This is a genomic window from Streptococcus pseudopneumoniae IS7493, from assembly GCF_000221985.1.
Classification (GTDB): Bacteria; Bacillota; Bacilli; order Lactobacillales; family Streptococcaceae; genus Streptococcus; species Streptococcus pseudopneumoniae.
In genome coordinates, this window is the sequence record NC_015875.1 from 1,076,291 (window position 1) to 1,100,847 (window position 24,557).

Sequence of the window (24,557 nt, forward strand, 5' to 3'; positions counted from 1 at the left end):
AAATAAGCAACTTCTTTTTCTTTATATCTGATCCCAGTAAAGTGGTGTGGAATATCAATTGTTTCTATATTTTTGAAGTTCTCATTTTCCTACTACTAATTTAACTATAGCAAAAATAATGCAGATAAGGATTGATATTTTTGCTTGTAGGAATTCTAAAAATCAAGCTTTTCTGGATTCAAATCTCTTCATAATCACAGTTAAACGCCAACGGTAGAGAGCCCCACTTACAATTAGACTAATAATCAAACCGATCCAGTAAGAATAAGCTCCAAAATCTGTTAGAGAGTCGAATACCATAGCTACCGGGAGTGTCACCCCCCAATAACCAACCAAACCAAGGTAAAAAGGAATAACGGTATCCTTATACCCCCGTAAAATTCCCTGAAGAGGTGCTGCAAAGGTATCTGCTAACTGGAAGAAAAGACTGTAAGTCAAAAAACGTGCTGTCAAATCGATAAATTCTGGGTTGTTACCATAAAGACTAGCCACACTTCCCCTAAAAATGTAAAGGAAGGATAAGGTGAAGACCGCAAAAATGAGGGCTGTCCATCTTCCTAGACCAATATAGGTTTTCGCATCATCAAATCGCTTGGCTCCCACTTCATAGGAAACGACAATAGCCATAGCAGATGAGATACTCATAGGAAAGGCGTACATGAGACTTGAAAAGTTCATAGCTGACTGGTGACTAGCGATAATCAAGGACGAGAACTTAGCCATAATCAAGCCAACCACGGAAAAGATAGCCACCTCAGCAAATACAGTCCCCCCAATAGGCAGACCTAAACGAACTCCTTCCTTGATTTTATCCATATTAAGCGGAATTCGTTTCTCAAGATGTAGAGCCTTGAGCTTCTCCTGTTTAAATAGAACCAGAACAGAAATCCCCAGCAAGACCCAGTAGGCCAAGGATGTTCCTAAACCAGCACCAGCACCTCCCAGTTCTGGAACACCAAAGGCCCCGTAAATCAAGAGATAGTTAAATCCACTATTGAGAGGAAGTAACAAAAGCATGAGGTACATGGACAGTTTGGTCAAGCCCAGCGAATCCAGCAAGGAACGAATGACACTAAAGAGCAACAAGGGGATAATCCCGATAGATAAAAACCAAAGATAGCGAACCGCTACTGCTGCCACTGGTGCTTCTAGTCCAATATGATTCAAGATTGGTGGTGCCAAGAAAAGCACCATCCCCAGCAAGACCACAGATAGACCCAAGGCTAGATAGATGAACTGGTAAAAATCAGATGCAACTTCTTCCTTTTTGCCTCGACCAAGATGATGACCAATGATGGGTACCAAGGCCGACACAATTCCTGTTAGAAAGGTAAAGAAAGGATTCCAGATACTGGTTGCCATAGACACACCAGCCAAGTCCATAGTATTGTATTGACCTGTCATTGCAGTGTCAACAAAAGAGGCAGAATAATTGGCAAATTGGTAGATCAGGATTGGGAAAAATATCTTTAAAAATAATACTAACTTCTCTCGTAAACACTTTGTCTTATACATACTTCTCTTTCTATTCTGATTTATCTAAACCAAAGAGTTTCAGACCATATTTTTTCAAACTTAGCGGAGGATTATTAGATTTTGAAGTAGTATGCCAACACGCACATGTACGACAATAATAGCTTCTAACTAAACCTCCATTATCATATTGAACCGCATGGTCAGCTTTTTCTTTAGTTTCATATTGAATTTTAGAACGATTAGCTGCGGGACAGCAAATTCCACTATTAGATTTTGCTTGTCTTTCCCTACGTTTTCGAAAATAATTCATATTCCAACTCCTATCAAGCTTGATAAACGATTTGTCCCTTACAGATGGTATATTTAACTTGCCCTTTTAAGGTTTCACCGATGAATGGTGAATTAGCTGCTTTGGAAGCAAAATGGGAGTCCACAAGGCGGTCAGCCTTGGCATCAAAAATAGTGATATCTGCTGGACCATTCTCAGCCAAGTAACCTGCTTCAAAGTTGTAAAGCTTGGCTGGGTTGTATGTCATTTTTTCAAGTAATTCCATCAAGATCAACTCACCAGCTTCTACTAAATAGGTCAAGCCGAGAGACAGGGATGTTTCTAAGCCAGTCATACCAGATGGCGCTTTGGTAATATCCTCAACATTTTTTTCATCTACATGATGAGGCGCGTGGTCAGTCGCAATGACTGTGATGACACCTGATTTGAGACCTTCAATAACAGCACGACGGTCTGACTCCAAACGAAGTGGAGGATTCATCTTGGCATTACCTCCTTGTGTCAAGAGGAGTGCTTCGGTCTTAGAAAAATGCTGTGGCGCTACTTCTGCTGTGACTTGCGCACCTAGCTCCTGAGCAAACTCCACTACTTTAACACTTTCTTCCTTAGACAAATGCTGAATATGAACATGGGCCTTGGTTGCATAGGCAATCATGACATCACGCGCCATCATAGCATACTCAGCCACCCCAGTCGCACCGCAGATATGGAAATGTTCTTTAGCAATATTTTCGTTAAACCCAAGAATCCCATTCAAACCTGGATCTTCCTCATGAAGACTAATAAAGGTATTAAGCTTTTTAGTTTCCTCCATGGCTTCCTTGACAACTTTACTACTTTCAAGCGGAATACCATCATCAGAAAAACCAACAGCTCCAGCTTCTAAGAGTGCTTTAAAGTCAGTCAAATCTTGCCCATTAAAATTCTTAGTAATGGTCGCAACCGTCTTAACATGAATCTTTTCCTTAGCAGCTGACTGGAGAACTTCTTGCAGGGTTTCTACATCTGAAATGGTTGGACTAGTATTAGCCATCATGACAACAGTTGTAAAACCGCCTGCAGCGGCTGCTAGGGCACCTGTATGAATATCTTCCTTGTGGGTTTGACCAGGTTCACGGAAATGAACATGAATATCGACCAAGCCAGGAGCAACTACAAGACCAGTAGCATCAATCGTTTCTGCTCCTTCTTCCGTGATCTCAGGCGCAATTTTGATAATTTTCCCATCTTGAACTAAGACATCACAAACTTGATCCAAACCAGACTTGGGATCCATTACACGACCATTTTTGATTAGTAGCATCTGCTTTCTCCTTTATTCATAGAAATCAACTTGGGTATCCAACAATTTATCCCCATCATAAACAAACTTGGCTGAAAAGAAGGGTTTGTCCTCTAAAAGCCACTCAACAAAGGTATGGTCACCTTCCCAAGTCGGCTTGCTCAAAACCTCATCATAGGGAACCCATTCTAGCGTCCCCTCATAGCAGTCAATCAAGTCGCCCTCAAACTCTGTCACCTTAAAAACATAGGTGTACCAGTCTAAATCTGGCGTAAATTCAGGAAAAGTGATAACACCTTTTAGAACTGGCTTGGCTTTGAGCCCTGTTTCTTCAAGGATTTCACGCGCTGCACATTCCTGAGGTGTCTCACCACGCTCTAGCTTACCACCCACACCAATCCATTTCCCTTCATGGACATCATTGGGTTTCTTATTACGGTGGAGCATGAGCAGTTCTTTCCCGTTATCAATGTAGCAAATTGTCGCTAACTGAGGCATATTTTCTCCTTATCTAAGCCAATCGATTGGCTCTTGTCCTGTTTCTTTTAAGAATGCATTGGCCTTGGAAAAAGGCTTGGAACCCCAAAATCCTCTATAAACTGACAAAGGACTGGGATGGGCTGATTCGATAATCAGATGGTGAGGATTGGTAACTAAGGCCTTCTTCTTACGAGCATAGGCTCCCCAGAGTACAAAGACAACTGGTCTATCTAGTTGATTGACCACCTGAATCACAGCGTCTGTAAAGGGCTCCCATATCTGACCAGCATGACCATTGGCCTGTCCAGCAGGAACTGTCAAACAAGCATTAAGAAGCAAGACTCCTTGTTCAGCCCAAGCTGTCAAATCATGAGATTTCTTAACTCCGATATCATCTGACAATTCTTTCAAGATATTTTGCAAGGAAGGCGGAGCTGGGATAGAGTCAGGTACAGAAAAACTCAGACCCTGCGCTTGACCTGACCCGTGATAGGGGTCTTGCCCTAGAATCACCACCTTAACTTCTTCAAGCGGTGTTGTCAAGAGAGCCTGAAAAACCTTTTCTTTGGGCGGATAAACAGTCCCCTGAGCATAGACCTGCTCCATAAACTGATTGATTTTTCTAAAATAACCCTCAGGTAATTGCGCCTTAATCAAAGCATGCCAAGACGAGTGTTCCATAGCCGACTCCTTCATTTTTACTGCCTCTATTATAGCAAAAAGTGGTTATCTAAACCACTTTTTACAGTTTATCTAAAGATTTAATAAATCGACTATATATACGATTTGAATACGTGAATACAGTTTATAAAGACTGGCTATTTTTTATAATTACTTTTTAAATCATTAAGCATTTTACTACCTCTTTCGAAGATTATCTTTTCTGAAATATTTTTAAACATATTAAAATCCATTTCAGAAAAAGGAGTTTCTTTAGAAACTTGCCATATAGTTTTTAAATAATTTTTTTCTAAAAAGTCGTCAAAATTAGAAAACAATCGAAAATACAATGCATTCTCTTGGTGTAAAATCGCTCTTTTTAAAGGATAATACTCTTTAATATTATTAACTTTTTGTTCGTAGGCATACTTTGCTACATGATCTAGGTATATATCAAAAAAATCATGAGGAAAATCTCCCATACAGCCATTACGATTCATATTGAGGCTATATTTTCGATTAGTAAGATAATTCGGAAATATATTTCCTATTACTCTAAGATTATCTACTTGTGAATCCCTTCTCCCAATATAATCCCCTTCTTTGACTAATGATGAAGATTTCCAAGTAAAAATTAAATCGCCAGAGAAATTTTTCTTATCAAAAAACTTAAAAAGAGATTGATAAATACTATTTGCTAATTGACAAGTGTCAGATGTAAATTCATAATTAACAGCTTCATTAAAATCAACTTCAGACATTTCAATGTACTCTTCAATAGTAATATTAGCTTTTTTTGTAATCATTAGCTCGTCTCCTTTAAAATGTGATCTTTGCAAGAATATTTTTATCCAAACAATCCAGCAAGTCTTGGTAAGAATGGACTTCGTAAGTTGGCTGGGCTTGTGTGTGATTTTCGAGGTGATGAGGGTTGTACCAGATCGTGTCAATTCCAGCATTATTGCCACCTTGAATGTCGGCGGTTAGAGAATCTCCAATCATCAGCGTCTTTTCTTTACTAAATCCAGCAATCTGCTGACCGATTTTTTCATAAAATAGAGCATCCGGCTTTTGAGTTTGCAATTGCTCAGAGATAAAGACTTGATTGAAATAAGGTCCTAGACCAGATTGAGCCAAACGTCCTGTCTGAATGGCAGTAATGCCATTTGTCGCAGCATACAAGTCATAATCACGATCAATGAGGCTGTCCAAGAGATCATGAGCGCCCGATAGTGTTTGTCCCTGCTGGGCGAGGTAAAATTGGTAACGTTGGGCAAGAAAACTACCGTCTTTTTCCTGTCCAAAATGAGCAAATAAACGAGAAAAGCGCGTGTTAACCAGCTCTTGTTTACTGATTTTCTTCAGCTCCAAGTCTTTCCAGAGAGCCTTGTTCATAGGAACGTAATAATCTTTATAAGCCTGAATATCCGCAACTCCTTCTTCTTTTAGAAGTTGGGTCAAAGCCACATCCTCAGCAGCATCAAAATCAAGAAGAGTGTGGTCGAGGTCGAAGAGTAGAAATTTGTAGGACAATTTGAGGTTTTCCTTTCTGAAAATTCATTAAGAACATTATATCATAAAGCACCTCATACAATTAACTAATTTAATCACTTGAAAAAAATTCGAACACTTTCTATACAATTGACAGCTCAAATCGTTCAGAATAGAACAATCCTAACTATCGAATACCCTAACTTCATAAATATCCATGTGATTCTAGGTCTAGAATTCCTATAAACTAAATGTTTTCGTACTCTTCTAAGTAATTGATTGCCTTAAACTTTAATTTTTGAAGGATTCTAAAGCTAGAATAGTCCTATCACAATCAGTTTTGAATGATGAACAATTTAGAAACACTATAATTCTACTCCTTTTAAACAAAAAGGAACTGCCCAAGCAATCCTTTTCTGATTTTGAAATCATTTACTTATACTCTTCGAAAATCAAATTCAAACCACGTCAGCTTCACCTTGCTGTACTCAAGTACAGCCTGCGGCTAGCTTCCTAGTTTGCTCTTTAATTTTCATTGAGTATTAAACTTTGATAGTTGAGATAATCAATAGCCCACCTATAAAAAGAGTTATAGTAAGATTCCTTATTTATTGATTTCAAGCTCCGACAACTGTGTGTGAATAACTGACAGTTCTGCACCAGCCTGAAGAAGAGCAGCTGCAGTATAGGCACCTTCTACAATTGGAACCCTATTTATCATGATACTTTTATCACTGAAATCAGCCACCATTTCTAAGTTCATTTTAGCAGAACCTAGGTCAAAAAAGGCTAATAAAGTATCTGCTGGATTTTCGGAAACAACCCTATCTACTTGATCAAAACTTGTTCCAATTCCTCCATCTTCGGTTCCTCCTACATAAGTAATCGGGACCTCTTTAGCTACTTCACTAATCAGTTCAACGACACCTTGTGCAATGTTTTTGGAATGTGAAACGATAACAAGACCAATACTTCCCATTAAAACACCCCAGTTTCTAAAAGAGCAGTAAAGAGTAATCCTGATGAGAATGATCCAGGATCAATATGTCCAAGAGAACGTTCTCCTACATAAGATGCCCTTCCTTTAGTTGCAAGTAAATCTTTGGTAGCATTCACTACCTTATCAATAACCTCTTGAGTCAATTGGCCAGCAGACAAGGCAGCAATAACAGGAGCCCAAACATCAACCATTGTCTTTTCTCCAACTTCTGCTTTCCCACGTTTGACAATCATATCCAAACCGCTTTGTAAGATTTCCTCTATTTTCGAATTAGAATCAGCCTTGGCCATGCCCATAAAAGCAGAGCCATACAGAGGACCAGAAGCACCGCCTACCTTACTCAGTAGTTGCATTGAGACAAGTTTAAACACATCACTGCTTGTTTCAAATTGCTTTCCTTCTAAGTTCTCCATAACTGCAGCCATGCCACGCGCCATATTTCCACCGTGGTCTCCATCTCCTATAGGAGTGTCTAACTCACTAAGGTAATCTTTCTGTTCTTGAATCTTTTCATTAAAAAGCTTCATCCATTCAAGAGCTTGTTCAACATTCATGCGACATTTCCTCCTTGAGTTTACCAAGCTGGGGTAGTAACAGGTGCATTTAGAGCATCCAACCACTCATCATCTGCCAATCGAATCAATGTTAATGACAAACCAGCCATATCGATTGAGGTCATATAGTTTCCAATTTTCTTAAATGCCAACTCAACACCTTTTTCATGGAGTAATTTAGCCACATCATTTGCAAATACGTATTGTTCCATAAGAGGTGTGCTCCCTAAACCATTGATGAGAAGGCCATAGCGTTCGCCAGCTTTAAGTTGGAAACCTTCAGATAATTTTTCAACCAATTCTGAGGCCAATTGTGCTGAAGGTTGCATTTTCTCTTTTTTATATCCTGGCTCACCATGAATACCAACTCCATATTCAAATTCATCATCTTCTAGAACAAAACCTGGTTTCCCAACCTCAGGAACGGTTGCTCCAGACAAGGCAAGACCAATTGTTTTAATTTCTAAGACAAGTTTATCTGCCAAGTCCTTCATTTCAGATAATGATTTACCAGAACGAGCTGCAGCCCCCAAAATTTTATGGACTAATATAGTACCTGCAACACCTCGACGCCCTTGGGTATAGAGACTATTTTCAACAGCGATATCATCATCAACCACAACGCTTGCTACATCAATACCTTCCATTTCAGCAAGTTCTTGTGCAATTTCAAAGTTCATAATGTCACCAGAATAGTTCTTGATGACCATGAAAACTCCAGCACCTTCATCAGCCGCCTTAATGGCTTCTAAAATTTGGTCCGGAGTAGGTGAAGTGAAGACTGCTCCACAAATGGCAGCAGACAACATTCCATCTCCTACAAATCCAGCATGACTGGGTTCATGTCCTGAACCTCCACCTGAAATGAGTCCAACTTTTCCTGTCTTTTCTGCCTTTCTAACGATAACATCAAAACCATCTAAGCGTTGAACCAAGTCATCATGCATGAATGACAACCCCTGCAACATTTCATCAACAACTTGTGTCGGTTCATTTATAATTTTTTTCATGAGAAACTCCTTTCGGCATGTATCTTTGTTTTCGATTTCATTATATACTTTTTATTGCTGGATGATAAGGGACAGATTCTATTATTTGTCCCCTTTTAAACCCGTTTCAAACATTTTTTTGGTAAAATGAAGGAAGTAAAAGAAAGGCTTCCTATGGCATCATCACTCATTACAAAAAAACGGATTGCCAAGGCATTTAGAGACCTATTAGCTACTAGAGAATTTGATAAAATCTCCATTGTAGATATCATGGAATCAGCTGGCATTCGTAGACAGACCTTTTACAATCACTTTCTTGACAAATATGAACTGTTAGACTGGATATTTGAAACTGACTTAACCGAGTATATCACCAATAACTTGGACTTCATTTCAGGCCAAAAACTATTACAAGAATTATTTCTTTATTTCGAACAAGAGCGTGATTTTTATATTCAACTTTTTGATATTCAAGGGCAAAATAACTTCTATGACCACTTTATCAGCTACTGTCGCTTGCTTGTATCAAAAATTTTAAGAGAATATGGTCAGATTGATAGCGATTCATCTGCTTATACTTGTTTTTTGCTAGATTATCACTCACATGCTCTAGCAGAAATCGTGAAGGCTTGCGTCAATAAAAAAAGTCCAGTTCCACAACCAGACTTTCTAATCATGACAATTATTGGAGAGAGACCACAATGACATTTATTTCAAATCATAAACAGAAAATTATTTCAAGTTACATTTCAGCAACTGTCAGCAGTCATCCTGAATTAGAAAAACACCCTACTTTACCACTAGTCTATCAAAAAAATCGCAACCCTCATCAGGTTCCAATCTTGTCGGGTGGAGGTTCCGGTCACGAACCTGCGCATATTGGATATGTGGGAAAAGGAATGCTTACCGCTGCTATCTATGGCCAATTATTTACTCCTCCTACAAGAACTGAAATCTTAGAGTCCATTCGTTTTTTAAACAATGGTCACGGTGTCTTCATCATTGTAAAAAATTTCGAAGCAGACATCAAAGAATTTAGCTGGGCCATTAATACTGCTAGACAAGAAGGAATTAAGGTCGGCTATAGTCTAGCACACGACGATATTTCTATTGAAGCTCACAATAGATTTCAAATTAGAGGAAGGGGGCTTGCAGGGACTATTTTACTTCATAAAATCCTAGGATATGCGGCTCAGAACGGTGCTGACATCGAGCAACTAACTGATTTAGGTTATGAACTTGCTACCGAAATCGCAACAATTGGCTTTGCAACGAAATCGGCTAGTCTCCCCCAAGCCACCCTTCCACTATTTAACTTAGAAGAAGGAAATATTTCTTATGGTATTGGGATACATGGCGAAGAAGGCTATCGTATAGTCCCATTCCAATCATCGGAAATCCTTGCAAATGAAATTATAAGTAAATTAAGATTGCACTATCATTGGAAAAAGGGTGATCAATTTATATTGCTTGTAAATAATCTAGGCACTACCAGCAACTTAGAAATGGGTATATTTATCAATGATCTCCTTCAACTCTTAGAAATTGAAGGAATCACTATTACATTTATAAAATCAGGAACATTTATGACCAGTCTGGATATGGCAGGTATATCCGTAACTCTTTGCCCTGCGAAAAATAAACAATGGTTAGAAGCGCTCAATGCTCCAACAACAGCTTTTTCATGGTAATTTGCTTGTATAACTCAAAAGGGCTACATCACTTGTTAGACCTTTGCTTTTATCTTATACTCAATGAAAATCAAGGAGCAAACTAGGAAACTAGCCGCAGGTTGCTCAAAACACAGTTTTGAGGTTGTAGATAAGACTGACGAAGTCAGTGAGCATATCTACGTTAAGGCGACGCTGACGTGGTTTGAAGAGATTTTGAAAGAGTATTAGACCATACTTTTCCAAAATGCGCCCAAAAAACCTTGCAACTAGGTTACAAGGTTGATCACACATTAATCGAAGTTAACGTATTCTTTTTGAAGTTCAAGAACTTCTTCCATTGTTGAACACTCTGTAAGGGCACGGTTTGCGTACTCTTCCATCTTAGCTGTGTCGAGTTTCTTCATCAAGCTGCGTGTACGAAGTACAGATGTTGCTGACATAGAGAACTCATCCAAGCCCATTCCGACAAGCAGTGGAACAGCTGTTTGGTCACCAGCCATCTCACCACACATACCAGCCCATTTACCTTCAGCGTGAGCTGCCTTGATAACGTTGTTGATCAAGCGAAGGATTGATGGGTTATATGGTTGGTAAAGGTATGAAACTTGTTCGTTCATACGGTCTGCCGCCATTGTGTATTGGATCAAGTCATTTGTACCAATTGAGAAGAAGTCAACTTCTTTTGCAAATTGGTCTGCAAGCATAGCTGCTGCAGGAATTTCAATCATGATACCAACTTGGATGTCATCCGCAACTGCAACTCCTTCAGCAAGAAGGTTTGCTTTTTCTTCTTCATAAACTGCTTTAGCTGCACGGAATTCTTTCAAAAGGGCAACCATTGGGAACATGATACGCAATTGACCATGAACAGAAGCACGAAGAAGGGCACGGATTTGTGTACGGAACATTGCATCTCCAGTTTCAGAAATAGAGATACGAAGGGCACGGAATCCAAGGAATGGGTTCATTTCATGTGGCATATCGAAGTAAGGAAGTTCCTTATCTCCACCTATATCCATTGTACGAACAACCACTGGTTTACCATTCATTCCCTCAAGAACAGCCTTGTATGCTTCATACTGCTCATCTTCAGTTGGGAAGTCTTGAGAATCCATGTACAAGAATTCTGTACGGTAAAGTCCAACAGCTTCTGCACCGTTGTTGTTAACACCTTCCACATCTTTTGGAGTACCGATGTTAGCAGCCAACTCGAAGTGTTTACCGTCAGCAGTCACTGTTTGAGCATCTTTCAAAAGTGCCCATTCAGCTTTTTGTTTAGCATAAGCTTCACCAGCTGCTTTAAATTCTGCCGCTTGTTCATCTGTTGGGTTGATAATCACTTCACCAGTAATTCCGTTAACGGCAAGGATATCACCGTCTTTGACGATTTCAGTGATGTTATTTGTTCCCAATACAGCTGCAATTTCAAGTGTACGTGCCATAATAGCTGAGTGGCTTGTACGTCCACCGATGTTTGTTACAAAAGCTTTTACAAAGTTTTTGTCCAATTGAGCTGTATCAGATGGTGTCAAGTCATGCGCAATCACGATTACTTCTTCATTGATAGAAGCTGGGTTTGGCAATTTCTTACCAAGAAGGTTTGCCAATACACGTTTTGTCACGTCGCGGATATCCGCTGCACGTTCTTGCATATATGGGTTGTCTTCCATGCCTTCAAAGATCGTGATGAACATATCAGTCACTTCTTTAAGACCTGCTTCTGCATTGACTTTCTTAGCACGAATTGTTTCTTTAATCTGACCAATCAATTCTGGGTCAGAAAGAACCATCAAATGAGCGTCAAAAACTTGAGCCGCTTCTTCACCAAGCGTACCTACAGCTTTCTCGCGGATAAGAGAAAGCTCGTTTTGAGAAGCTTCAAGAGCAACATCCAAACGAGCCTCTTCTGCGTTTGTATCTTCGACTGAAATAGTCTCGAATGACAAATCCGGTTGAACGAGTAGATATGCTTTTGCAACTGCAACACCGTCAGATGCCGCGATTCCTTTAAGCATTTCTGTCATTTCCCTTATGCCAATCCTTCTTTTTCCATTGTTTCTGAGATTGCAGCGATAGCGTCATCTGCATCTGCACCTTCAGCTGAGATAGTTACGTCAGCACCTTGGCCAACACCAAGACTCATAACACCCATAATTGATTTAAGGTTAACTGATTTACCTTTGTACTCAAGAGTGATATCTGAAGCAAATTTGCTAGCAGTTTGTACCAACAATGTTGCTGGACGTGCGTGAATACCTGTTTCTGCCACTACGTGGAAATCTTTAGAAGCCATAGTTTGACTCTCCTTTTGTTCTTTCTTTTTTGAGTTATATGTGATAACCCTTACAATTTGGTATTATATCATCTTCTAGGATTTTTTTCAAGCATTTTCTGGATTTTCCTTCAATTTCCTTTCAGATAACTTGCTGAAAATCTTCTATCCTAGATAACAAACACAGGATATAGTTTCTTTAAAAACAGTTTATAGGATAATCATTGCTGTTTTATAAAATAAACACTACATATTGTGTTTTGTGAGCTTGACTATAAAAAAAGACCACTATATTTAGTTCAAATCATTGACAAAATTTTATTTTCTGATATACTAAGATAGTATTAAATTTTGAAGAGGAGTTACACAATGGTAACCGTTTATTCTAAAAACAATTGTGTCCAATGTAAAATGACCAAACGTTTCTTGGACAGTAATAATGTCTCTTATCGTGAAATCAATCTTGATGAGCAGCCTGAGTACATCGATCAAGTTAAAGAGCTCGGTTTCAGCGCAGCTCCTGTTATCCAAACACCAACTGAAGTCTTTTCAGGTTTCCAACCAGGAAAACTGAAACAATTAGCATAATCTTAGTACATCATCCAGAAGAAACTGCTTCTAGGGCTAACTTAGATGCCTTTCTTTTGTAATTAGATAAGGGAAATTTTATGGGATTAAAACATCTTGAAGACGTGACTTACTTCCGTCTTAATAACGAAATCAACCGTCCTGTTAATGGACAAATCATGCTTCATAAAGATAAGGAAGCCTTGGATGCCTTCTTTAAAGAAAATGTCGTTCCAAACACTATGGTTTTTGATTCAATTAAAGATAAAATCAACTACCTCATTGAACATAACTACATCGAAACAGCCTTTATCAAGAAATACCGTCCAGAGTTCTTGGAAGAATTGTCACAATTTATCAAAGATCAAAACTTCCAATTCAAGTCGTTCATGGCTGCTTATAAATTTTACAATCAATATGCCTTGAAGACTAATGACGGTGAATACTATCTTGAAAGTATGGAAGACCGTGTCTTCTTTAACGCCCTTTATTTCGCTGATGGGAATGAAGCTGTTGCAATCGATATTGCCAATGAAATCATCCACCAACGCTACCAACCTGCTACTCCTTCCTTCTTGAATGCTGGACGTGCTCGCCGTGGGGAGTTAGTATCTTGCTTCCTAATCCAAGTAACTGATGATATGAACTCTATCGGACGTTCTATCAACTCAGCACTTCAACTTTCACGTATCGGTGGTGGTGTGGGAATTACCCTCAGCAACCTTCGTGAAGCTGGAGCTCCTATCAAGGGGTATGAAGGAGCAGCTTCTGGGGTCGTTCCAGTTATGAAGCTTTTTGAAGACAGCTTCTCTTACTCCAACCAATTGGGGCAACGTCAAGGTGCCGGTGTTGTCTACCTCAACGTCTTTCACCCTGATATCATCGCCTTCCTTTCAACTAAGAAAGAAAACGCCGATGAAAAAGTTCGTGTCAAAACCCTATCACTTGGTGTTGTAGTACCCGATAAATTCTACGAATTGGCTCGTAAAAATGAAGAAATGTACCTCTTCAGTCCTTACTCTGTAGAAAAAGAATACGGTGTGCCATTCAACTACATCGACATTACTGAAAAATACGATGAATTGGTCGCAAATCCAAATATCCGCAAGACAAAAATCAAGGCGCGTGATTTGGAAACTGAAATCTCTAAATTACAACAAGAGTCTGGCTACCCTTATGTCGTCAACATTGATACGGCTAACCGTGCAAATCCTGTTGATGGTAAGATTATCATGAGTAACTTGTGTTCTGAGATTCTTCAAGTTCAAGAACCAAGCTTGATCAATGATGCTCAAGAATTTCTTCAAATGGGAACAGACGTATCATGCAACCTTGGTTCAACCAACGTGGTCAACATGATGACTTCACCTGACTTTGGTCGTTCTATCCGTGCTATGGTTCGTGCCCTCACTTTCGTTACAGATAGTTCGCACATCGTAGCTGTTCCTACTATCGACCATGGAAATAGCCAAGCCCACACCTTTGGTCTCGGTGCCATGGGACTTCACAGCTACCTTGCCCAACAATTGATTGAATATGGATCGCCTGAGTCTGTTGAATTTACAAGCATCTACTTTATGCTTATGAACTACTGGACCTTGGTTGAGTCAAACAATATTGCGCGTGAACGTGGTATTACCTTCCACAACTTTGAAAAATCAGACTATGCTAACGGAAGTTACTTTGACAAGTATGTAACTGGTGAATTTGTTCCAACATCAGACCGTGTTAAAGAACTCTTCAAAAATGTCTTTATCCCTGGTGTTGCTGATTGGGCTGAACTTCGCGACAAGGTTCAAGAAGATGGTCTTTACCACCAAAATCGCCTTGCTGTAGCGCCAAATGGTTCTATCAGCTATATCAACGACGTTTCTGCTTCTATCCACCCGATTACGCAACGTATCGAAGAACGCCAAGAGAAGAAAATTGGTAAAATCTACTACCCTGCTGCTGGCTTGTCTACAGAAACCATTCCTTACTACACTTCTGCCTACGATATGGATATGCGTAAAGTCATCGATGTTTACGCTGCTGCGACTGAACACGTGGATCAAGGACTTTCACTCACCCTCTTCATGCGTAGTGACATTCCAAAAGGCCTTTACGAATGGAAGAGGGAAAATAAACAAACGACACGTGATTTGTCCATCCTTCGTAACTATGCCTTTAACAAGGGAATCAAGTCTATCTACTACGTCCGTACCTTTACAGATGACGGTGGAGAAGTCGGCGCCAACCAATGTGAAAGCTGTGTGATTTAGTTTCTAGCATAGAAACATTATTTTTCCCTAAGCAGCACTGATAAAATCAAATCTACTATGTCATAACATAATTTATGTAACATTTTAAAAGTCGGGCTTCCGACTTTTTGTGCGATACTCCTATAGAATTATGGTAAAGTAGAAATAATTGTGAGTTCGCAATACTAAATACAGAAAGAGATTTTAAATGGAAACTTACTACAAAGCCATTAACTGGAATGCCATCGAAGATGTCATCGACAAATCAACTTGGGAAAAACTGACGGAGCAATTTTGGCTCGATACACGTATTCCCTTATCAAACGACTTGGATGACTGGAGAAAGCTATCTAACAAAGAGAAAGACTTGGTCGGAAAAGTTTTTGGTGGTTTAACCCTTCTTGACACTATGCAATCTGAAACTGGGGTTCAAGCCCTTCGCGCAGACATCCGTACACCACATGAGGAAGCTGTTTTCAATAACATCCAATTTATGGAATCTGTCCACGCTAAATCTTACTCATCAATCTTTTCTACCTTGAATACTAAGGCTGAGATTGAAGAAATTTTCGAATGGACCAATACCAATCCTTACCTACAAAAGAAGGCTGAGATTGTCAACGAAATCTACCTAAACGGCAGCCCACTTGAAAAGAAAGTTGCCAGCGTCTTCCTCGAAACCTTCCTCTTCTACTCTGGTTTCTTCACTCCCCTCTACTATCTCGGTAACAACAAACTAGCCAACGTTGCAGAAATCATTAAATTGATTATTCGTGACGAGTCTGTTCACGGAACCTACATTGGTTACAAATTCCAACTTGGTTTCAATGAATTGCCTGAAGAAGAGCAAGAAAAACTCAAAGAATGGATGTACGACCTACTCTATACTCTTTATGAAAATGAAGAAGGCTACACAGAGAGTCTTTATGACGGTGTTGGTTGGACTGAAGAGGTTAAAACCTTCCTTCGCTACAATGCCAATAAAGCTCTCATGAACATGGGACAAGATCCACTTTTCCCAGATTCAGCTGAAGATGTCAACCCAATCGTTATGAACGGTATTTCAACAGGAACTTCCAACCATGACTTCTTCTCTCAAGTCGGAAATGGTTACCTTCTTGGCGAAGTTGAAGCCATGCAAGACGATGACTATAACTACGGTTTAGACTAATTCTCCACCACTCTCAATCATCAAAAAGTAAACTAGAAACATCAAAGTTATAACCCAACAAAAATATCGAAAGTTTTGAAAATAAACCTCGATATTTTTGTTTTTGTTTTATTTTGTTGTTTTTGTATTTGAATGATGAGCTAGTTTATGGTAAGATAGTAGTAGGAAACGAGGTGATAATATGCTCAAACAAGAAAAATTAACCAAAATTTTAGAAACAGTAAATAGTAAAGGAACCATAACGGTTAAACAGATTATGGACGAAATAGCCGTTTCAGATATGACTGCAAGGCGCTATTTACAGGAATTAGCTGATAAAGATTTGCTGATTCGTGTGCATGGTGGAGCTGAAAAACTTCGAACCAACTCCCTTTTGACTAATGAGCGATCAAATATTGAAAAACAAGCCCTCCAAACGGCAGAAAAACAAGAAATAGCCCGTTTTGCAGGCAGTCTAGTAGAAGAAAGAGAAACTATTTTTATTGGACCAGGAACAACATTAGAATTTTTTGCGCGTGAGTTGCCTATTGACAATATCCGCGTCGTGACCAACAGTCTACCTGTTTTTCTGATTTTAAGCGAACGAAAATTAACAGATTTGATTTTGATAGGTGGAAATTATCGCGATATTACAGGTGCTTTTGTTGGCACATTGACCCTACAAAATCTCTCTAATCTCCAATTTTCTAAAGCTTTCGTTAGCTGTAATGGTATTCAAAACGGGGCTCTAGCTACTTTTAGCGAGGAAGAGGGAGAGGCTCAACGCATCGCTTTAAATAATTCTAATAAAAAATATTTACTCGCAGATCATAGTAAGTTCAATAAGTTTGATTTTTATACTTTTTATAATGTATCAAATCTTGATACTATTGTTTCAGATTCTAAACTAAGTGATTCAATCCTTTTTGAACTATCTAAACTTACTAAAGTCATCAAGCCTTAATCAACTGAAAGATTCTGGGTAACAACTCAATTTCAGAAGAAAATGAAGTAAATCTTCCCACAATAAAACGCATAGTATCAAGGTTTTCAACACCTGATATTATGCGTTTTTCTGTATCAAAGACTTTTTGCCCAATTGCTTTATCTGCAACCTCAAAGCTATGCATTGAGAAACCTGCGACTCGCTTCCTAGTTTAAAGTTGCTCTTTGATTTTCATTGAGTATAAGCAAGGTGATTAGATAAGAGTTTTGCAGCGTACTAGGTATAAGATTTAACTTTTTTGGAAATTGGTTACGATTGTTGAAACGGCATAAAATCTGAATCAAAGGAGATAGTATCCCATTCTTCAGGATTGATAAAATTTAAAAATAGATTTTTAAATTCTTCCAGCTCATAGTCTGAATGACAAATCCATTCTTTACCGGTCGAGACATACCATTTCCCAAGGCTTTTCAGTTCTTCATTCGTCAAACACGGTATTTGAGAACATTTTTCAAAGTTGATAATATAAACTTTTTCATAAATAGATTGGATAAAATTTTTGAACATCTTTTTGCCTCACTAAAATTCTATATCTAATGACTCATTCTACTACTCAATCACTTGAGTTTCCGCTACTTTCTTGTACCAATGAGCTGATTTCTTCGGATAACGTTCTTGCGTTTCAAAGTCTACATAGAAGAGACCATAACGTTTCTCATAACCGTTTGACCATGAGAAGACGTCCATCAATGACCAAATAAAGTAACCTTTTATATTCGCTCCATCTGCAATCGCATCAGACAAAACCTCTAAGTGTTGTTTGACATAATCAATACGGCCATCATCGTAAACAGTGTTATCAACGAACTCATCTTTATATCCAAGACCATTTTCAGTGATGTAGATTTTCTTATAATTAGGATAATCTTTCTTCACGCGCATGATTTGGTCATACAAACCTTGAGGGTAGATAATCCAATCCCAATCCGTACGTGGTACATAATCAGGAGCTACACGACGACCAACACCTTTGATTTGGTATTTAGAACTTCCTTTCTCACCCTTACCATTATGGATGATTTCAGTTTCTCCATCAAAGGCTTCCATCCAGTCACTCATATAGTAGTTAATTCCAAGGAAGTCATTCAAGTCTTTTGCGGCTTCTAATACTTCGAAATCTTCGTCACGCAAGTCAAGCTTTCCACCATTGGCAGCCAAGATAGCCTCTACCCCTGCCAGGGTCTTTTCAGAATAGTGACCCAGATAAGTTGCATCCAAGATAAATTTATTGTGAATAATATCTTCCAACTCTGCTGCACGAACATCTGCTGGATTTTTAGGATTCAAAGGATACTTAGTTGGTAGAGCGTGAACAACACCAATTTCACCTTTATAACCTTTATCTTTATATAGCTTAACTGCACGCGCATGAGAAACCATCATATTGTGGTGCGATTGGAAAACTTTGGCAAGGTCGTACTGAATACCTGGAGGGAATTTCCCAACCAAGTATTGACCATCACCAATTGGCCCAATTTCATTAAAGGTTGTCCAATAGTTTACTTCTGGAAATTCTTCAAAACAGAAGGCAGCGTAGTCTACAAAGTGTTCGATATTTTCACGGTTTAAGAAGTCTCCATTTGAGTGGAGAGCTTCTGGCGTGTCAAAGTGATGAAGAGTTACAAAGGGCTCAACATGACGTTTGTGACACTCTGCAAATAAATTATGATAAAACTCAACACCTTTCTGATTTACTTGACCATAACCAGTCGGGAAAATACGTGACCAAGCAATAGAAATTCGAATGCCATTGACACCATACTCTTCTGCTAGCTTGAGGTCAACTGGATATCGATTGTAAAAATCACTGGCTGGTTCGGCAGTGTACCAGTAGTTATCTTCAAGATACTTATCCCACGCAACTGGTCCTTTTCCATCAGTATGTGTAGCACCTTCTGCTTGATAGGCAGCTGTTGCGCCACCGAAAATAAAATCTTTTGGTAATGTTTTTGTCATTTTTTTCACCTATTTCTTGATTTAAATAAAATAAAAGTGAGAGGAGAGGAGTCAGTGAGCCATCCTTCTCCATCTCACTTCTTGTAGCAAGTCACCGAATTGTGACATGGGGAGGTAAAAACGATATCTTTTTACCGACGAATTAATAAGGCGATTAGGAAATTCGCCATAGCGATTTCCGTAACGATAGGAGATTATTTCAGAGTCCCTATTATTAATCGAATTGTGACATGAGGAGGTAAAAACGATAATCTTTTTACCGACGAATTAACAAGGCGATTAGGAAATTCGCCATAGCGATTTCCGTAACGATAGGAGACTATTTCAGAGTCCCTAGCCTTAATCGAATCGAGCTTGTACAAATGCAAGAGCACCTTTTCCATCACGGGTTAATTTGATGTATTGAGCGCCTTCTGTTTTCGCAAGTTTAATACCGAGTTTATCAGTTTCTGCTTTCATGTCTTCAAAGTTTGAAGCAACTTGAGGAGCAAGGATAACAAGATCAAACTCTGGCAACATTTCACGGTGAGCACCATAGCCACCTGCTGCTGCTTTCACAGGGACATTGTATTCTGCTGCTGCCTTATTCAAAGCATTTGCAAGGAGACCACTTGTACCTCCACCTGCACAGAGAACGAGGACATTTGTTTCTTCAGTGATTGTATTTTGTACTGCTTCTACACCCGCTTTCTCAAGAATAGCATCTGCTTTTGCAGTGTTAAAGTTTGCAGCAACTTTTTCTTTCAATTCGTCATTAGATTTACCTGAACGTTCTTCTTCGAGAATTTGTTCATCATAGACTTTAAGGAATGGATAGTAAATGACTACGTCAACCACGATTAGGAGGGCAGCTAGAACGAATGATAGAACCTGGAAGTTCGTACCAAGAACTAGACCTAGTGGAGCTGGAGTTGTCCAAGGTAGATTAGCAGTAAATGAGTTCATTCCAAGAGTTTCGATAAAGAATTTAAAGATCCATACGTTTGCGATTGGAGCAAAGATAAATGGAATGAAGAAGATTGGGTTTAACACAAGTGGTGCACCAAACAAGATTGGTTCATTTACACCGAAGAAGGTAGGAACTACTGAAGCACGTCCGATTGCACGGTTACGTTTTGATTTTGTTAACCACATGAACATGAATGGAACAACTAGTGTCGCACCAGTACCACCCATGGTAACGATAAACATTTGTGTACCAGAAGTAAGAATCTTATCAGCATGCATCCCTTGTTGGAGAAGGTTCAAGTTGACTTCGGCATTGGCATAGGTAATCGCTGCGATTGCTGGTTCAACGATAGATGGACCATGAATACCAACAAACCAGAAGAAGGCAAAGGCACCAAAGATAATCGTAATACCTAGATAACCATCAGCTGCAGAGAAGAGTGGTGCAAAGAATTTACCGATTGATTCAGCTACACTTGCACCCACAAAATGACGAGCTAGTAAATCAAGAGCATAAAGTGAAACAACTGAGAGAGTGAATGGAATCACATCTTTAAAGACTTGTGAGATATTTGGTGGAACTTCGTCAGGCATACGAATAGTGACGTTGTTCTTAACACAGACCTTATAGATAGCTACTGTAACAAAGGCAGCAAGGAAGGCTGAAAGCAAACCTTTTGTTCCAAGGAAATCTGTTGCAAAACCACCTGCAATTGGGTCAGCTGCCAACATCAACAAACCAACAATTGCTGCCAACAATGTTGACATATAGTTGATTTGATTGGTTTTCTCCATGCTACGGTTTACTGAGTCGGTCAATGACTTAGCTGTTGTACCAGCTACCAAGAGAGCTAGAATCCCCATTGAATAGCTGTAAGGTTTCATCAGAAAATCTACAACTTCATCAGACCATTTAAAGCCCCATGAGTTTGGTACAAAGGCAATCAAGATAAAGATACTTGAGAAGAGAATAACAGGCATACCAGCAATAAAACCATCACGAATAGCACGAAGATAGATATTACGAGATAGTTTTTCAAAGAAAGGCTTTCCTTTCTCGATAAATGCAATTAGTTTATTCATTATTTAATTCCTCTCTTGTAGAGTTCGATTAAGTGGTGCATCAAATCTTTTAATAAGATAGTTGTCATCAAGTGGTCTTGGCCATGCATCATGGTTACACTATAAGCCAAATCCTCGCCAGCTGCTTCCTTAGTCAATAGACTTGTTTGCGCGTGGTGTGCCTCTGCGATACAGCTACCAGCTTCCTCTACCAGAGCGTCCGCTTTTTCAAAATCACCAGCTTCAGCAGCCTTCAAGGCTTCCAATAGTTTTGAACGAGCATCGCCAGCATAGGCCACGATTTCAAAACCTAACAATGTTACTTCTTCTCTATTCATGATAGAATTCTCCTTATATAATTTTAAATAATTTTTATGACAATAAACGTTGGATATGTAGAACTAGATAAACTCGTTCACTTTTATACAAATCAAGACCCGTATGTTGCGTAATCACATCATAGATCTTGGAACCAATCTCGAAGGCTTTTGGATAGGATTGTTTAATATGATCTTCCATATCCAGAAGTGATTGGTTATCATCTCTAGATCTGTCTAAATAATCCAAGAAATAATTCAAATGTATCATAAAGCGATCATAGAAATGGTTATTCTCTTTGGTTCGTTGAATTGCATATTCCTTTAGAACTCCCTCAACATTCCTGAGAATTTCTTTCCTCTTATCAATCGACTCCACAAGTTCCACTTCATTTTCACCTTCGGCATTAATGAAATGATAAGCAATCCGAATAATTTCATCCTCAGGAAAATGATCTGCTAACTTCTGACGGTAAATTTCAAAAGCTTCGTTTGCGATTTGAAAAGCGACAGGATACTTGGCAGAAATATCTGGCAGATTACTATCCTTGTACCTTCCTTGAGTTAGAGCTTGGTAAGAACAGTAAATATGATCTGTCAAGGTTACGTAGAGATACTCTTGAATCGGATAGTGATATTTCTTGGAAAGCTTATCAATGATTTCATAGGTCACTGTGATAAAATCAAGCGGAACATCTTTGAGGAGAGCCATAAAATTTTCTCTGGACTCTTCGGTCTTCATCCGAAAGATTTTCTCAACCTGATGTTCAGCAATCAAATCTCCCTTCTTCTTTCCGAATGCAATCCCCTTACCAATCACAATCACTTCTTCTCCTTTATCATTTCTGACAAGCGAGACATTGTGATTCATTGGATTTAGAATTCGATACATGTCAACCTCCTTTTATATTTTAAAGGTATATGAGTATAAAAAATGACCACAAATGAACTAGAAAATCAGCCGATTTCTAATTCACCTGTGATCATGCCTAATATTACTTAGTAACACTCACCTTGTATTAACTTGTGATTTAAGTATAGCACAAGTAAGTTATTTTGTAAACCTTTACATACAACTTTTTTTAAACTTAACTATGTTCTAAAATTCATCAAACAGAGGATCTGTTTTTATTTATTTTTGTAAATCAAAACAAAAACAGGAAGACAGAAAAATAAAAAAGTAGCTACATTTTTAAAATTCATTAAATCTAATAAACAAAGAACACAAGAAACTATAAAACAAAATACGGTTATTTTTTTAAACGAACTATTCATAAAGAAATAACCTTTAAGGTAAATCTATGGTGTAAACAAGGTTTACAAACGGCACTTCTACTGTAGCTACAGCAACTGTCCAATAATTTTCTACAGCAGTTTTTACAGCCCAGCCAATCGCACCACTTATTACAGCAACAAACCCAGCCGTAACAGGATTAACCGCAAATTGTTTTAAATGCCATCCAGCATATCCAGTAGCGAAAGCTCCAGCAGCCCAGCCACCCATCCCCCTCACTTGAGGACCAAGATTGAAACGAAAACCTACAGGACCTCTTTCGTAAACGTTAGGCAACTCTTTTACAGCTTCATACATCAAACTTGCTTCTTGTACAGAAATACCAATATTTTTTGCTAACTCTTCAGGAGTACCTTTTAAATTTATATTTCCAAATTTATCTACATAAAAATAATCTTCCAAAATTTGACCAGCATTTACAATATCTTCTGAAACCGAAACATTATAAAATTTATTCCCATCAACATTCAAAACAATATCATTTGCTTTATCTACTCTAGTTAGGGCACTATCTGCAAATACAGAATGACTAACCATAGGTAAGGCTGATGAGAATATTGAAACAATACCTAGTCCTACAACTAACGCTTTAAAACTCTTTTTAGTAGCCATTTATCTTCTCCTTTTATAAAACAACGAATTGAAATGTGCGTCTAAATATAGTTTATTCTGGCAATATTGTTTCCGTATTATTCCTTCCTAGCTCGTAAAATAAACTATACCTTATTTTTATTATACTTCATCTAGTTACTTTCTAATTCATATTAACTTGTGATTTAAGTGTAGCACAAGTAAGTTATTTTGTAAACCTTTACATACAACTTTTTTAAAATTTTTTTAGATTCATGTTCCTAACCTAGGAGGACTTGCTTACACGCGTTCTTTCCATGAAGTTGCTGTTGTTTGAAGAACTTTGTTGAGTTCGTCAATGTTTTCAAAACCAGTTGTGCGAAGCCATTCACGAGCTGCTGCTTCACCATCTTTGATGTATGCTTCAACTGATCCAGCCCATGTTGCACGGCCACAAAGAACTCCGTTAAAGTTTGCACCTGATTCATGAGCAAATACAAGAGTATCTTGGAAGAGTTTAGCTGATACACCAGCACTCAAGTAGATATATGGCAAGTTAGTTGCTTCATCTTGAGCTTTGAAGAAGGCTGCTGCTTCTTCACGTGTATAAACTACTTCACCTTCAGCGAATCCTTCAACATATTTAATGTTAACAGGAACTTCTACTTTCAAGACATCAATGTTAAAGCGTGGGTCTGAGAAAACTTTCATAGCACCAATAACTTTGTGTGGTTTTACTTTCGCGTATTCTACTGAACCTGCGTCAGCAATTTTTTCATCGTAAGCAAGGATTTCAAGGAAGAATGGAATATCTTCAGCCACACACTCAGAACCGATACGTTCGATGTAAGCTTGTTTTTCTTGGTTGAGTTCGTCTGAACTATCTACATCATAGTAAAGCAAGAACTTAACTGCATCTGCACCTTCTTCTTTAATACGTTTTGCAGACCAAACATCCAAGCAGTCAGGCAAGCGTTTTGTACTTGTTGTGTCATAACCTGTTTTTTCATAAGCAAGGAGAAGACCAGCTTTTTCATCAAGAGCTTTAGTTGCTGGAAGTCCATATTCAGGATCAAGAAGCATAGATGAAGCGTATTTAGTTAATTCATCTGCTACCAAAACTTTAAGTTCTTCCATTTGAGCCACTGTTGGTTCTTCTGTTTGGTGTTGAGCCATGAGGCGTTTTAAAGCACCACGTTGGTCAAATGCAAGAGCTGAGATGATACCATTTTCGTCAGAAAGTTTTTCTAAGCGTGCACGTTTTTGTTCTGTTAAAGCCAT

The 24,557-nt window shown here is 38.6% G+C and carries 27 protein-coding genes; 7 read left to right on the forward strand and 20 right to left on the reverse strand.

Going from position 1 to position 24,557, the window contains the following annotated elements:
* Positions 1-162: 162 nt before the first annotated feature.
* The 10 genes from pdrM to dhaK all read right to left on the reverse strand — a co-directional run bounded on the left by pdrM (position 163) and on the right by dhaK (position 8,242).
* Complete coding sequence (gene pdrM / locus SPPN_RS05600; protein WP_000278528.1) at positions 163-1,515, reverse strand: sodium-coupled multidrug efflux MATE transporter PdrM; 1,353 nt, start codon at positions 1,513-1,515, stop codon at positions 163-165.
* Positions 1,516-1,525: 10 nt separating this feature from the next.
* Positions 1,526-1,786: a hypothetical protein gene (locus SPPN_RS05605; RefSeq protein ID WP_001105921.1), complete on the reverse strand. Its 261-nt coding sequence runs from the start codon at positions 1,784-1,786 to the stop codon at positions 1,526-1,528.
* Between the two features lie 13 nt (positions 1,787-1,799).
* Positions 1,800-3,068 carry a dihydroorotase gene (locus tag SPPN_RS05610; RefSeq protein ID WP_000924496.1) on the reverse strand — a complete coding sequence of 423 codons (1,269 nt, stop codon included), beginning with the start codon at positions 3,066-3,068 and terminating at the stop codon, positions 1,800-1,802.
* A 12-nt stretch (positions 3,069-3,080) separates the two neighbouring features.
* On the reverse strand, positions 3,081-3,545 hold the full coding sequence (locus SPPN_RS05615) for an NUDIX hydrolase (RefSeq protein ID WP_001135773.1): 465 nt from the start codon (positions 3,543-3,545) through the stop codon (positions 3,081-3,083).
* 9 nt (positions 3,546-3,554) lie between these two features.
* Complete coding sequence (locus tag SPPN_RS05620) at positions 3,555-4,208, reverse strand: uracil-DNA glycosylase (protein ID WP_000401332.1); 654 nt, start codon at positions 4,206-4,208, stop codon at positions 3,555-3,557.
* 137 nt (positions 4,209-4,345) lie between these two features.
* On the reverse strand, positions 4,346-4,993 hold the full coding sequence (locus SPPN_RS05625) for a hypothetical protein (RefSeq protein WP_049779887.1): 648 nt from the start codon (positions 4,991-4,993) through the stop codon (positions 4,346-4,348).
* Between the two features lie 13 nt (positions 4,994-5,006).
* Positions 5,007-5,720, reverse strand: a complete 714-nt coding sequence (gene pynA, locus SPPN_RS05630; protein ID WP_000120615.1) for a pyrimidine 5'-nucleotidase PynA — start codon at positions 5,718-5,720, stop codon at positions 5,007-5,009.
* A 562-nt stretch (positions 5,721-6,282) separates the two neighbouring features.
* Positions 6,283-6,657 (reverse strand): dihydroxyacetone kinase phosphoryl donor subunit DhaM, encoded by a 375-nt coding sequence (dhaM, locus tag SPPN_RS05635; RefSeq protein ID WP_000534745.1) that lies wholly within the window; start codon positions 6,655-6,657, stop codon positions 6,283-6,285.
* Positions 6,657-7,232, reverse strand: coding sequence for a dihydroxyacetone kinase subunit DhaL (dhaL, locus tag SPPN_RS05640; RefSeq protein WP_001100265.1), 576 nt, complete (start codon positions 7,230-7,232; stop codon positions 6,657-6,659). Before dhaL ends, dhaM begins: the two co-directional genes overlap by 1 nt.
* A gap of 20 nt (positions 7,233-7,252) precedes the next feature.
* Positions 7,253-8,242, reverse strand: a complete 990-nt coding sequence (dhaK, locus tag SPPN_RS05645; RefSeq protein WP_000720685.1) for a dihydroxyacetone kinase subunit DhaK — start codon at positions 8,240-8,242, stop codon at positions 7,253-7,255.
* A gap of 153 nt (positions 8,243-8,395) precedes the next feature.
* On the opposite strand from dhaK, the gene dhaS reads away from it, so the two are divergent.
* The 3 genes from dhaS (at position 8,396) to SPPN_RS13915 (ending at position 10,122) form a co-directional block, all read left to right on the forward strand.
* A complete protein-coding gene (gene dhaS / locus SPPN_RS05650) occupies positions 8,396-8,926 on the forward strand; it encodes a dihydroxyacetone kinase transcriptional activator DhaS (protein WP_000168610.1) in 531 nt (176 codons plus the stop codon).
* Entirely contained in the window at positions 8,923-9,912 is a 990-nt protein-coding gene (gene dhaQ / locus SPPN_RS05655; RefSeq protein ID WP_000142829.1) for a DhaKLM operon coactivator DhaQ, read from the forward strand. Before dhaS ends, dhaQ begins: the two co-directional genes overlap by 4 nt.
* Before the next feature lie 63 nt (positions 9,913-9,975).
* Positions 9,976-10,122 carry a hypothetical protein gene (locus tag SPPN_RS13915; RefSeq protein ID WP_023941215.1) on the forward strand — a complete coding sequence of 49 codons (147 nt, stop codon included), beginning with the start codon at positions 9,976-9,978 and terminating at the stop codon, positions 10,120-10,122.
* A gap of 62 nt (positions 10,123-10,184) precedes the next feature.
* On the opposite strand, the gene ptsP is transcribed toward SPPN_RS13915, so the two are convergent.
* Both ptsP and SPPN_RS05665 read right to left on the reverse strand, forming a co-directional pair.
* Complete coding sequence (gene ptsP / locus SPPN_RS05660) at positions 10,185-11,918, reverse strand: phosphoenolpyruvate--protein phosphotransferase (protein WP_000138121.1); 1,734 nt, start codon at positions 11,916-11,918, stop codon at positions 10,185-10,187.
* Between the two features lie 5 nt (positions 11,919-11,923).
* Positions 11,924-12,187, reverse strand: a complete 264-nt coding sequence (locus SPPN_RS05665; RefSeq protein ID WP_000146947.1) for a phosphocarrier protein HPr — start codon at positions 12,185-12,187, stop codon at positions 11,924-11,926.
* 348 nt (positions 12,188-12,535) lie between these two features.
* Between SPPN_RS05665 and nrdH the strand changes: the two genes are divergently transcribed.
* The 4 genes from nrdH (at position 12,536) to SPPN_RS05685 (ending at position 17,087) form a co-directional block, all read left to right on the forward strand.
* Positions 12,536-12,754, forward strand: a complete 219-nt coding sequence (gene nrdH, locus SPPN_RS05670; protein ID WP_000259247.1) for a glutaredoxin-like protein NrdH — start codon at positions 12,536-12,538, stop codon at positions 12,752-12,754.
* A gap of 80 nt (positions 12,755-12,834) precedes the next feature.
* Positions 12,835-14,994: a class 1b ribonucleoside-diphosphate reductase subunit alpha gene (gene nrdE, locus SPPN_RS05675; protein ID WP_000523257.1), complete on the forward strand. Its 2,160-nt coding sequence runs from the start codon at positions 12,835-12,837 to the stop codon at positions 14,992-14,994.
* Positions 14,995-15,181: 187 nt separating this feature from the next.
* Entirely contained in the window at positions 15,182-16,144 is a 963-nt protein-coding gene (nrdF, locus tag SPPN_RS05680) for a class 1b ribonucleoside-diphosphate reductase subunit beta (RefSeq protein ID WP_000451369.1), read from the forward strand.
* 181 nt (positions 16,145-16,325) lie between these two features.
* Positions 16,326-17,087, forward strand: a complete 762-nt coding sequence (locus tag SPPN_RS05685) for a DeoR/GlpR family DNA-binding transcription regulator (protein ID WP_000917605.1) — start codon at positions 16,326-16,328, stop codon at positions 17,085-17,087.
* Here SPPN_RS05685 and SPPN_RS13435 read toward each other — a convergent pair.
* From SPPN_RS13435 to lacD, 8 genes are all read right to left on the reverse strand, one after another.
* Positions 17,077-17,253, reverse strand: a complete 177-nt coding sequence (locus SPPN_RS13435) for a hypothetical protein (protein WP_014017259.1) — start codon at positions 17,251-17,253, stop codon at positions 17,077-17,079. The two genes, SPPN_RS05685 and SPPN_RS13435, sit on opposite strands and share 11 nt — an antisense overlap.
* A gap of 125 nt (positions 17,254-17,378) precedes the next feature.
* Positions 17,379-17,636 carry a DUF3884 family protein gene (locus SPPN_RS05690; protein ID WP_000475754.1) on the reverse strand — a complete coding sequence of 86 codons (258 nt, stop codon included), beginning with the start codon at positions 17,634-17,636 and terminating at the stop codon, positions 17,379-17,381.
* 42 nt (positions 17,637-17,678) lie between these two features.
* Complete coding sequence (gene lacG / locus SPPN_RS05695; protein ID WP_000169282.1) at positions 17,679-19,085, reverse strand: 6-phospho-beta-galactosidase; 1,407 nt, start codon at positions 19,083-19,085, stop codon at positions 17,679-17,681.
* Between the two features lie 339 nt (positions 19,086-19,424).
* Positions 19,425-21,116, reverse strand: coding sequence for a lactose-specific PTS transporter subunit EIIC (locus SPPN_RS05700; protein WP_001037356.1), 1,692 nt, complete (start codon positions 21,114-21,116; stop codon positions 19,425-19,427).
* Positions 21,116-21,433, reverse strand: a complete 318-nt coding sequence (locus SPPN_RS05705; RefSeq protein WP_001078330.1) for a PTS lactose/cellobiose transporter subunit IIA — start codon at positions 21,431-21,433, stop codon at positions 21,116-21,118. The genes SPPN_RS05700 and SPPN_RS05705 overlap by 1 nt, the downstream gene beginning before the upstream one ends.
* A 34-nt stretch (positions 21,434-21,467) precedes the next feature.
* Positions 21,468-22,304, reverse strand: coding sequence for a PRD domain-containing protein (locus SPPN_RS05710; protein WP_000285714.1), 837 nt, complete (start codon positions 22,302-22,304; stop codon positions 21,468-21,470).
* A 396-nt stretch (positions 22,305-22,700) separates the two neighbouring features.
* Positions 22,701-23,318 (reverse strand): hypothetical protein, encoded by a 618-nt coding sequence (locus tag SPPN_RS05715; RefSeq protein WP_000201672.1) that lies wholly within the window; start codon positions 23,316-23,318, stop codon positions 22,701-22,703.
* A 258-nt stretch (positions 23,319-23,576) separates the two neighbouring features.
* Positions 23,577-24,557 (reverse strand): tagatose-bisphosphate aldolase, encoded by a 981-nt coding sequence (gene lacD / locus SPPN_RS05720; RefSeq protein ID WP_001229114.1) that lies wholly within the window; start codon positions 24,555-24,557, stop codon positions 23,577-23,579.

Excerpts from the sequence above, each read along its gene's own strand:
- pdrM (WP_000278528.1), bottom strand. The coding sequence starts at position 1,515 with ATGTATAAGACAAAGTGTTTACGAGAGAAGTTAGTATTATTTTTAAAG.
- SPPN_RS05605 (WP_001105921.1), bottom strand. The coding sequence starts at position 1,786 with ATGAATTATTTTCGAAAACGTAGGGAAAGACAAGCAAAATCTAATAGT.
- SPPN_RS05610 (WP_000924496.1), bottom strand. The coding sequence starts at position 3,068 with ATGCTACTAATCAAAAATGGTCGTGTAATGGATCCCAAGTCTGGTTTG.
- SPPN_RS05615 (WP_001135773.1), bottom strand. The coding sequence starts at position 3,545 with ATGCCTCAGTTAGCGACAATTTGCTACATTGATAACGGGAAAGAACTG.
- SPPN_RS05620 (WP_000401332.1), bottom strand. The coding sequence starts at position 4,208 with ATGGAACACTCGTCTTGGCATGCTTTGATTAAGGCGCAATTACCTGAG.
- SPPN_RS05625 (WP_049779887.1), bottom strand. The coding sequence starts at position 4,993 with ATGATTACAAAAAAAGCTAATATTACTATTGAAGAGTACATTGAAATG.
- dhaM (WP_000534745.1), bottom strand. The coding sequence starts at position 6,657 with ATGGGAAGTATTGGTCTTGTTATCGTTTCACATTCCAAAAACATTGCA.
- dhaL (WP_001100265.1), bottom strand. The coding sequence starts at position 7,232 with ATGAATGTTGAACAAGCTCTTGAATGGATGAAGCTTTTTAATGAAAAG.
- dhaK (WP_000720685.1), bottom strand. The coding sequence starts at position 8,242 with ATGAAAAAAATTATAAATGAACCGACACAAGTTGTTGATGAAATGTTG.
- dhaS (WP_000168610.1), top strand. The coding sequence starts at position 8,396 with ATGGCATCATCACTCATTACAAAAAAACGGATTGCCAAGGCATTTAGA.
- dhaQ (WP_000142829.1), top strand. The coding sequence starts at position 8,923 with ATGACATTTATTTCAAATCATAAACAGAAAATTATTTCAAGTTACATT.
- SPPN_RS13915 (WP_023941215.1), top strand. The coding sequence starts at position 9,976 with ATGAAAATCAAGGAGCAAACTAGGAAACTAGCCGCAGGTTGCTCAAAA.
- ptsP (WP_000138121.1), bottom strand. The coding sequence starts at position 11,918 with ATGACAGAAATGCTTAAAGGAATCGCGGCATCTGACGGTGTTGCAGTT.
- SPPN_RS05665 (WP_000146947.1), bottom strand. The coding sequence starts at position 12,187 with ATGGCTTCTAAAGATTTCCACGTAGTGGCAGAAACAGGTATTCACGCA.
- nrdH (WP_000259247.1), top strand. The coding sequence starts at position 12,536 with ATGGTAACCGTTTATTCTAAAAACAATTGTGTCCAATGTAAAATGACC.
- nrdE (WP_000523257.1), top strand. The coding sequence starts at position 12,835 with ATGGGATTAAAACATCTTGAAGACGTGACTTACTTCCGTCTTAATAAC.
- nrdF (WP_000451369.1), top strand. The coding sequence starts at position 15,182 with ATGGAAACTTACTACAAAGCCATTAACTGGAATGCCATCGAAGATGTC.
- SPPN_RS05685 (WP_000917605.1), top strand. The coding sequence starts at position 16,326 with ATGCTCAAACAAGAAAAATTAACCAAAATTTTAGAAACAGTAAATAGT.
- SPPN_RS13435 (WP_014017259.1), bottom strand. The coding sequence starts at position 17,253 with ATGCATAGCTTTGAGGTTGCAGATAAAGCAATTGGGCAAAAAGTCTTT.
- SPPN_RS05690 (WP_000475754.1), bottom strand. The coding sequence starts at position 17,636 with ATGTTCAAAAATTTTATCCAATCTATTTATGAAAAAGTTTATATTATC.
- lacG (WP_000169282.1), bottom strand. The coding sequence starts at position 19,085 with ATGACAAAAACATTACCAAAAGATTTTATTTTCGGTGGCGCAACAGCT.
- SPPN_RS05700 (WP_001037356.1), bottom strand. The coding sequence starts at position 21,116 with ATGAATAAACTAATTGCATTTATCGAGAAAGGAAAGCCTTTCTTTGAA.
- SPPN_RS05705 (WP_001078330.1), bottom strand. The coding sequence starts at position 21,433 with ATGAATAGAGAAGAAGTAACATTGTTAGGTTTTGAAATCGTGGCCTAT.
- SPPN_RS05710 (WP_000285714.1), bottom strand. The coding sequence starts at position 22,304 with ATGTATCGAATTCTAAATCCAATGAATCACAATGTCTCGCTTGTCAGA.
- SPPN_RS05715 (WP_000201672.1), bottom strand. The coding sequence starts at position 23,318 with ATGGCTACTAAAAAGAGTTTTAAAGCGTTAGTTGTAGGACTAGGTATT.
- lacD (WP_001229114.1), bottom strand. The coding sequence starts at position 24,557 with ATGGCTTTAACAGAACAAAAACGTGCACGCTTAGAAAAACTTTCTGAC.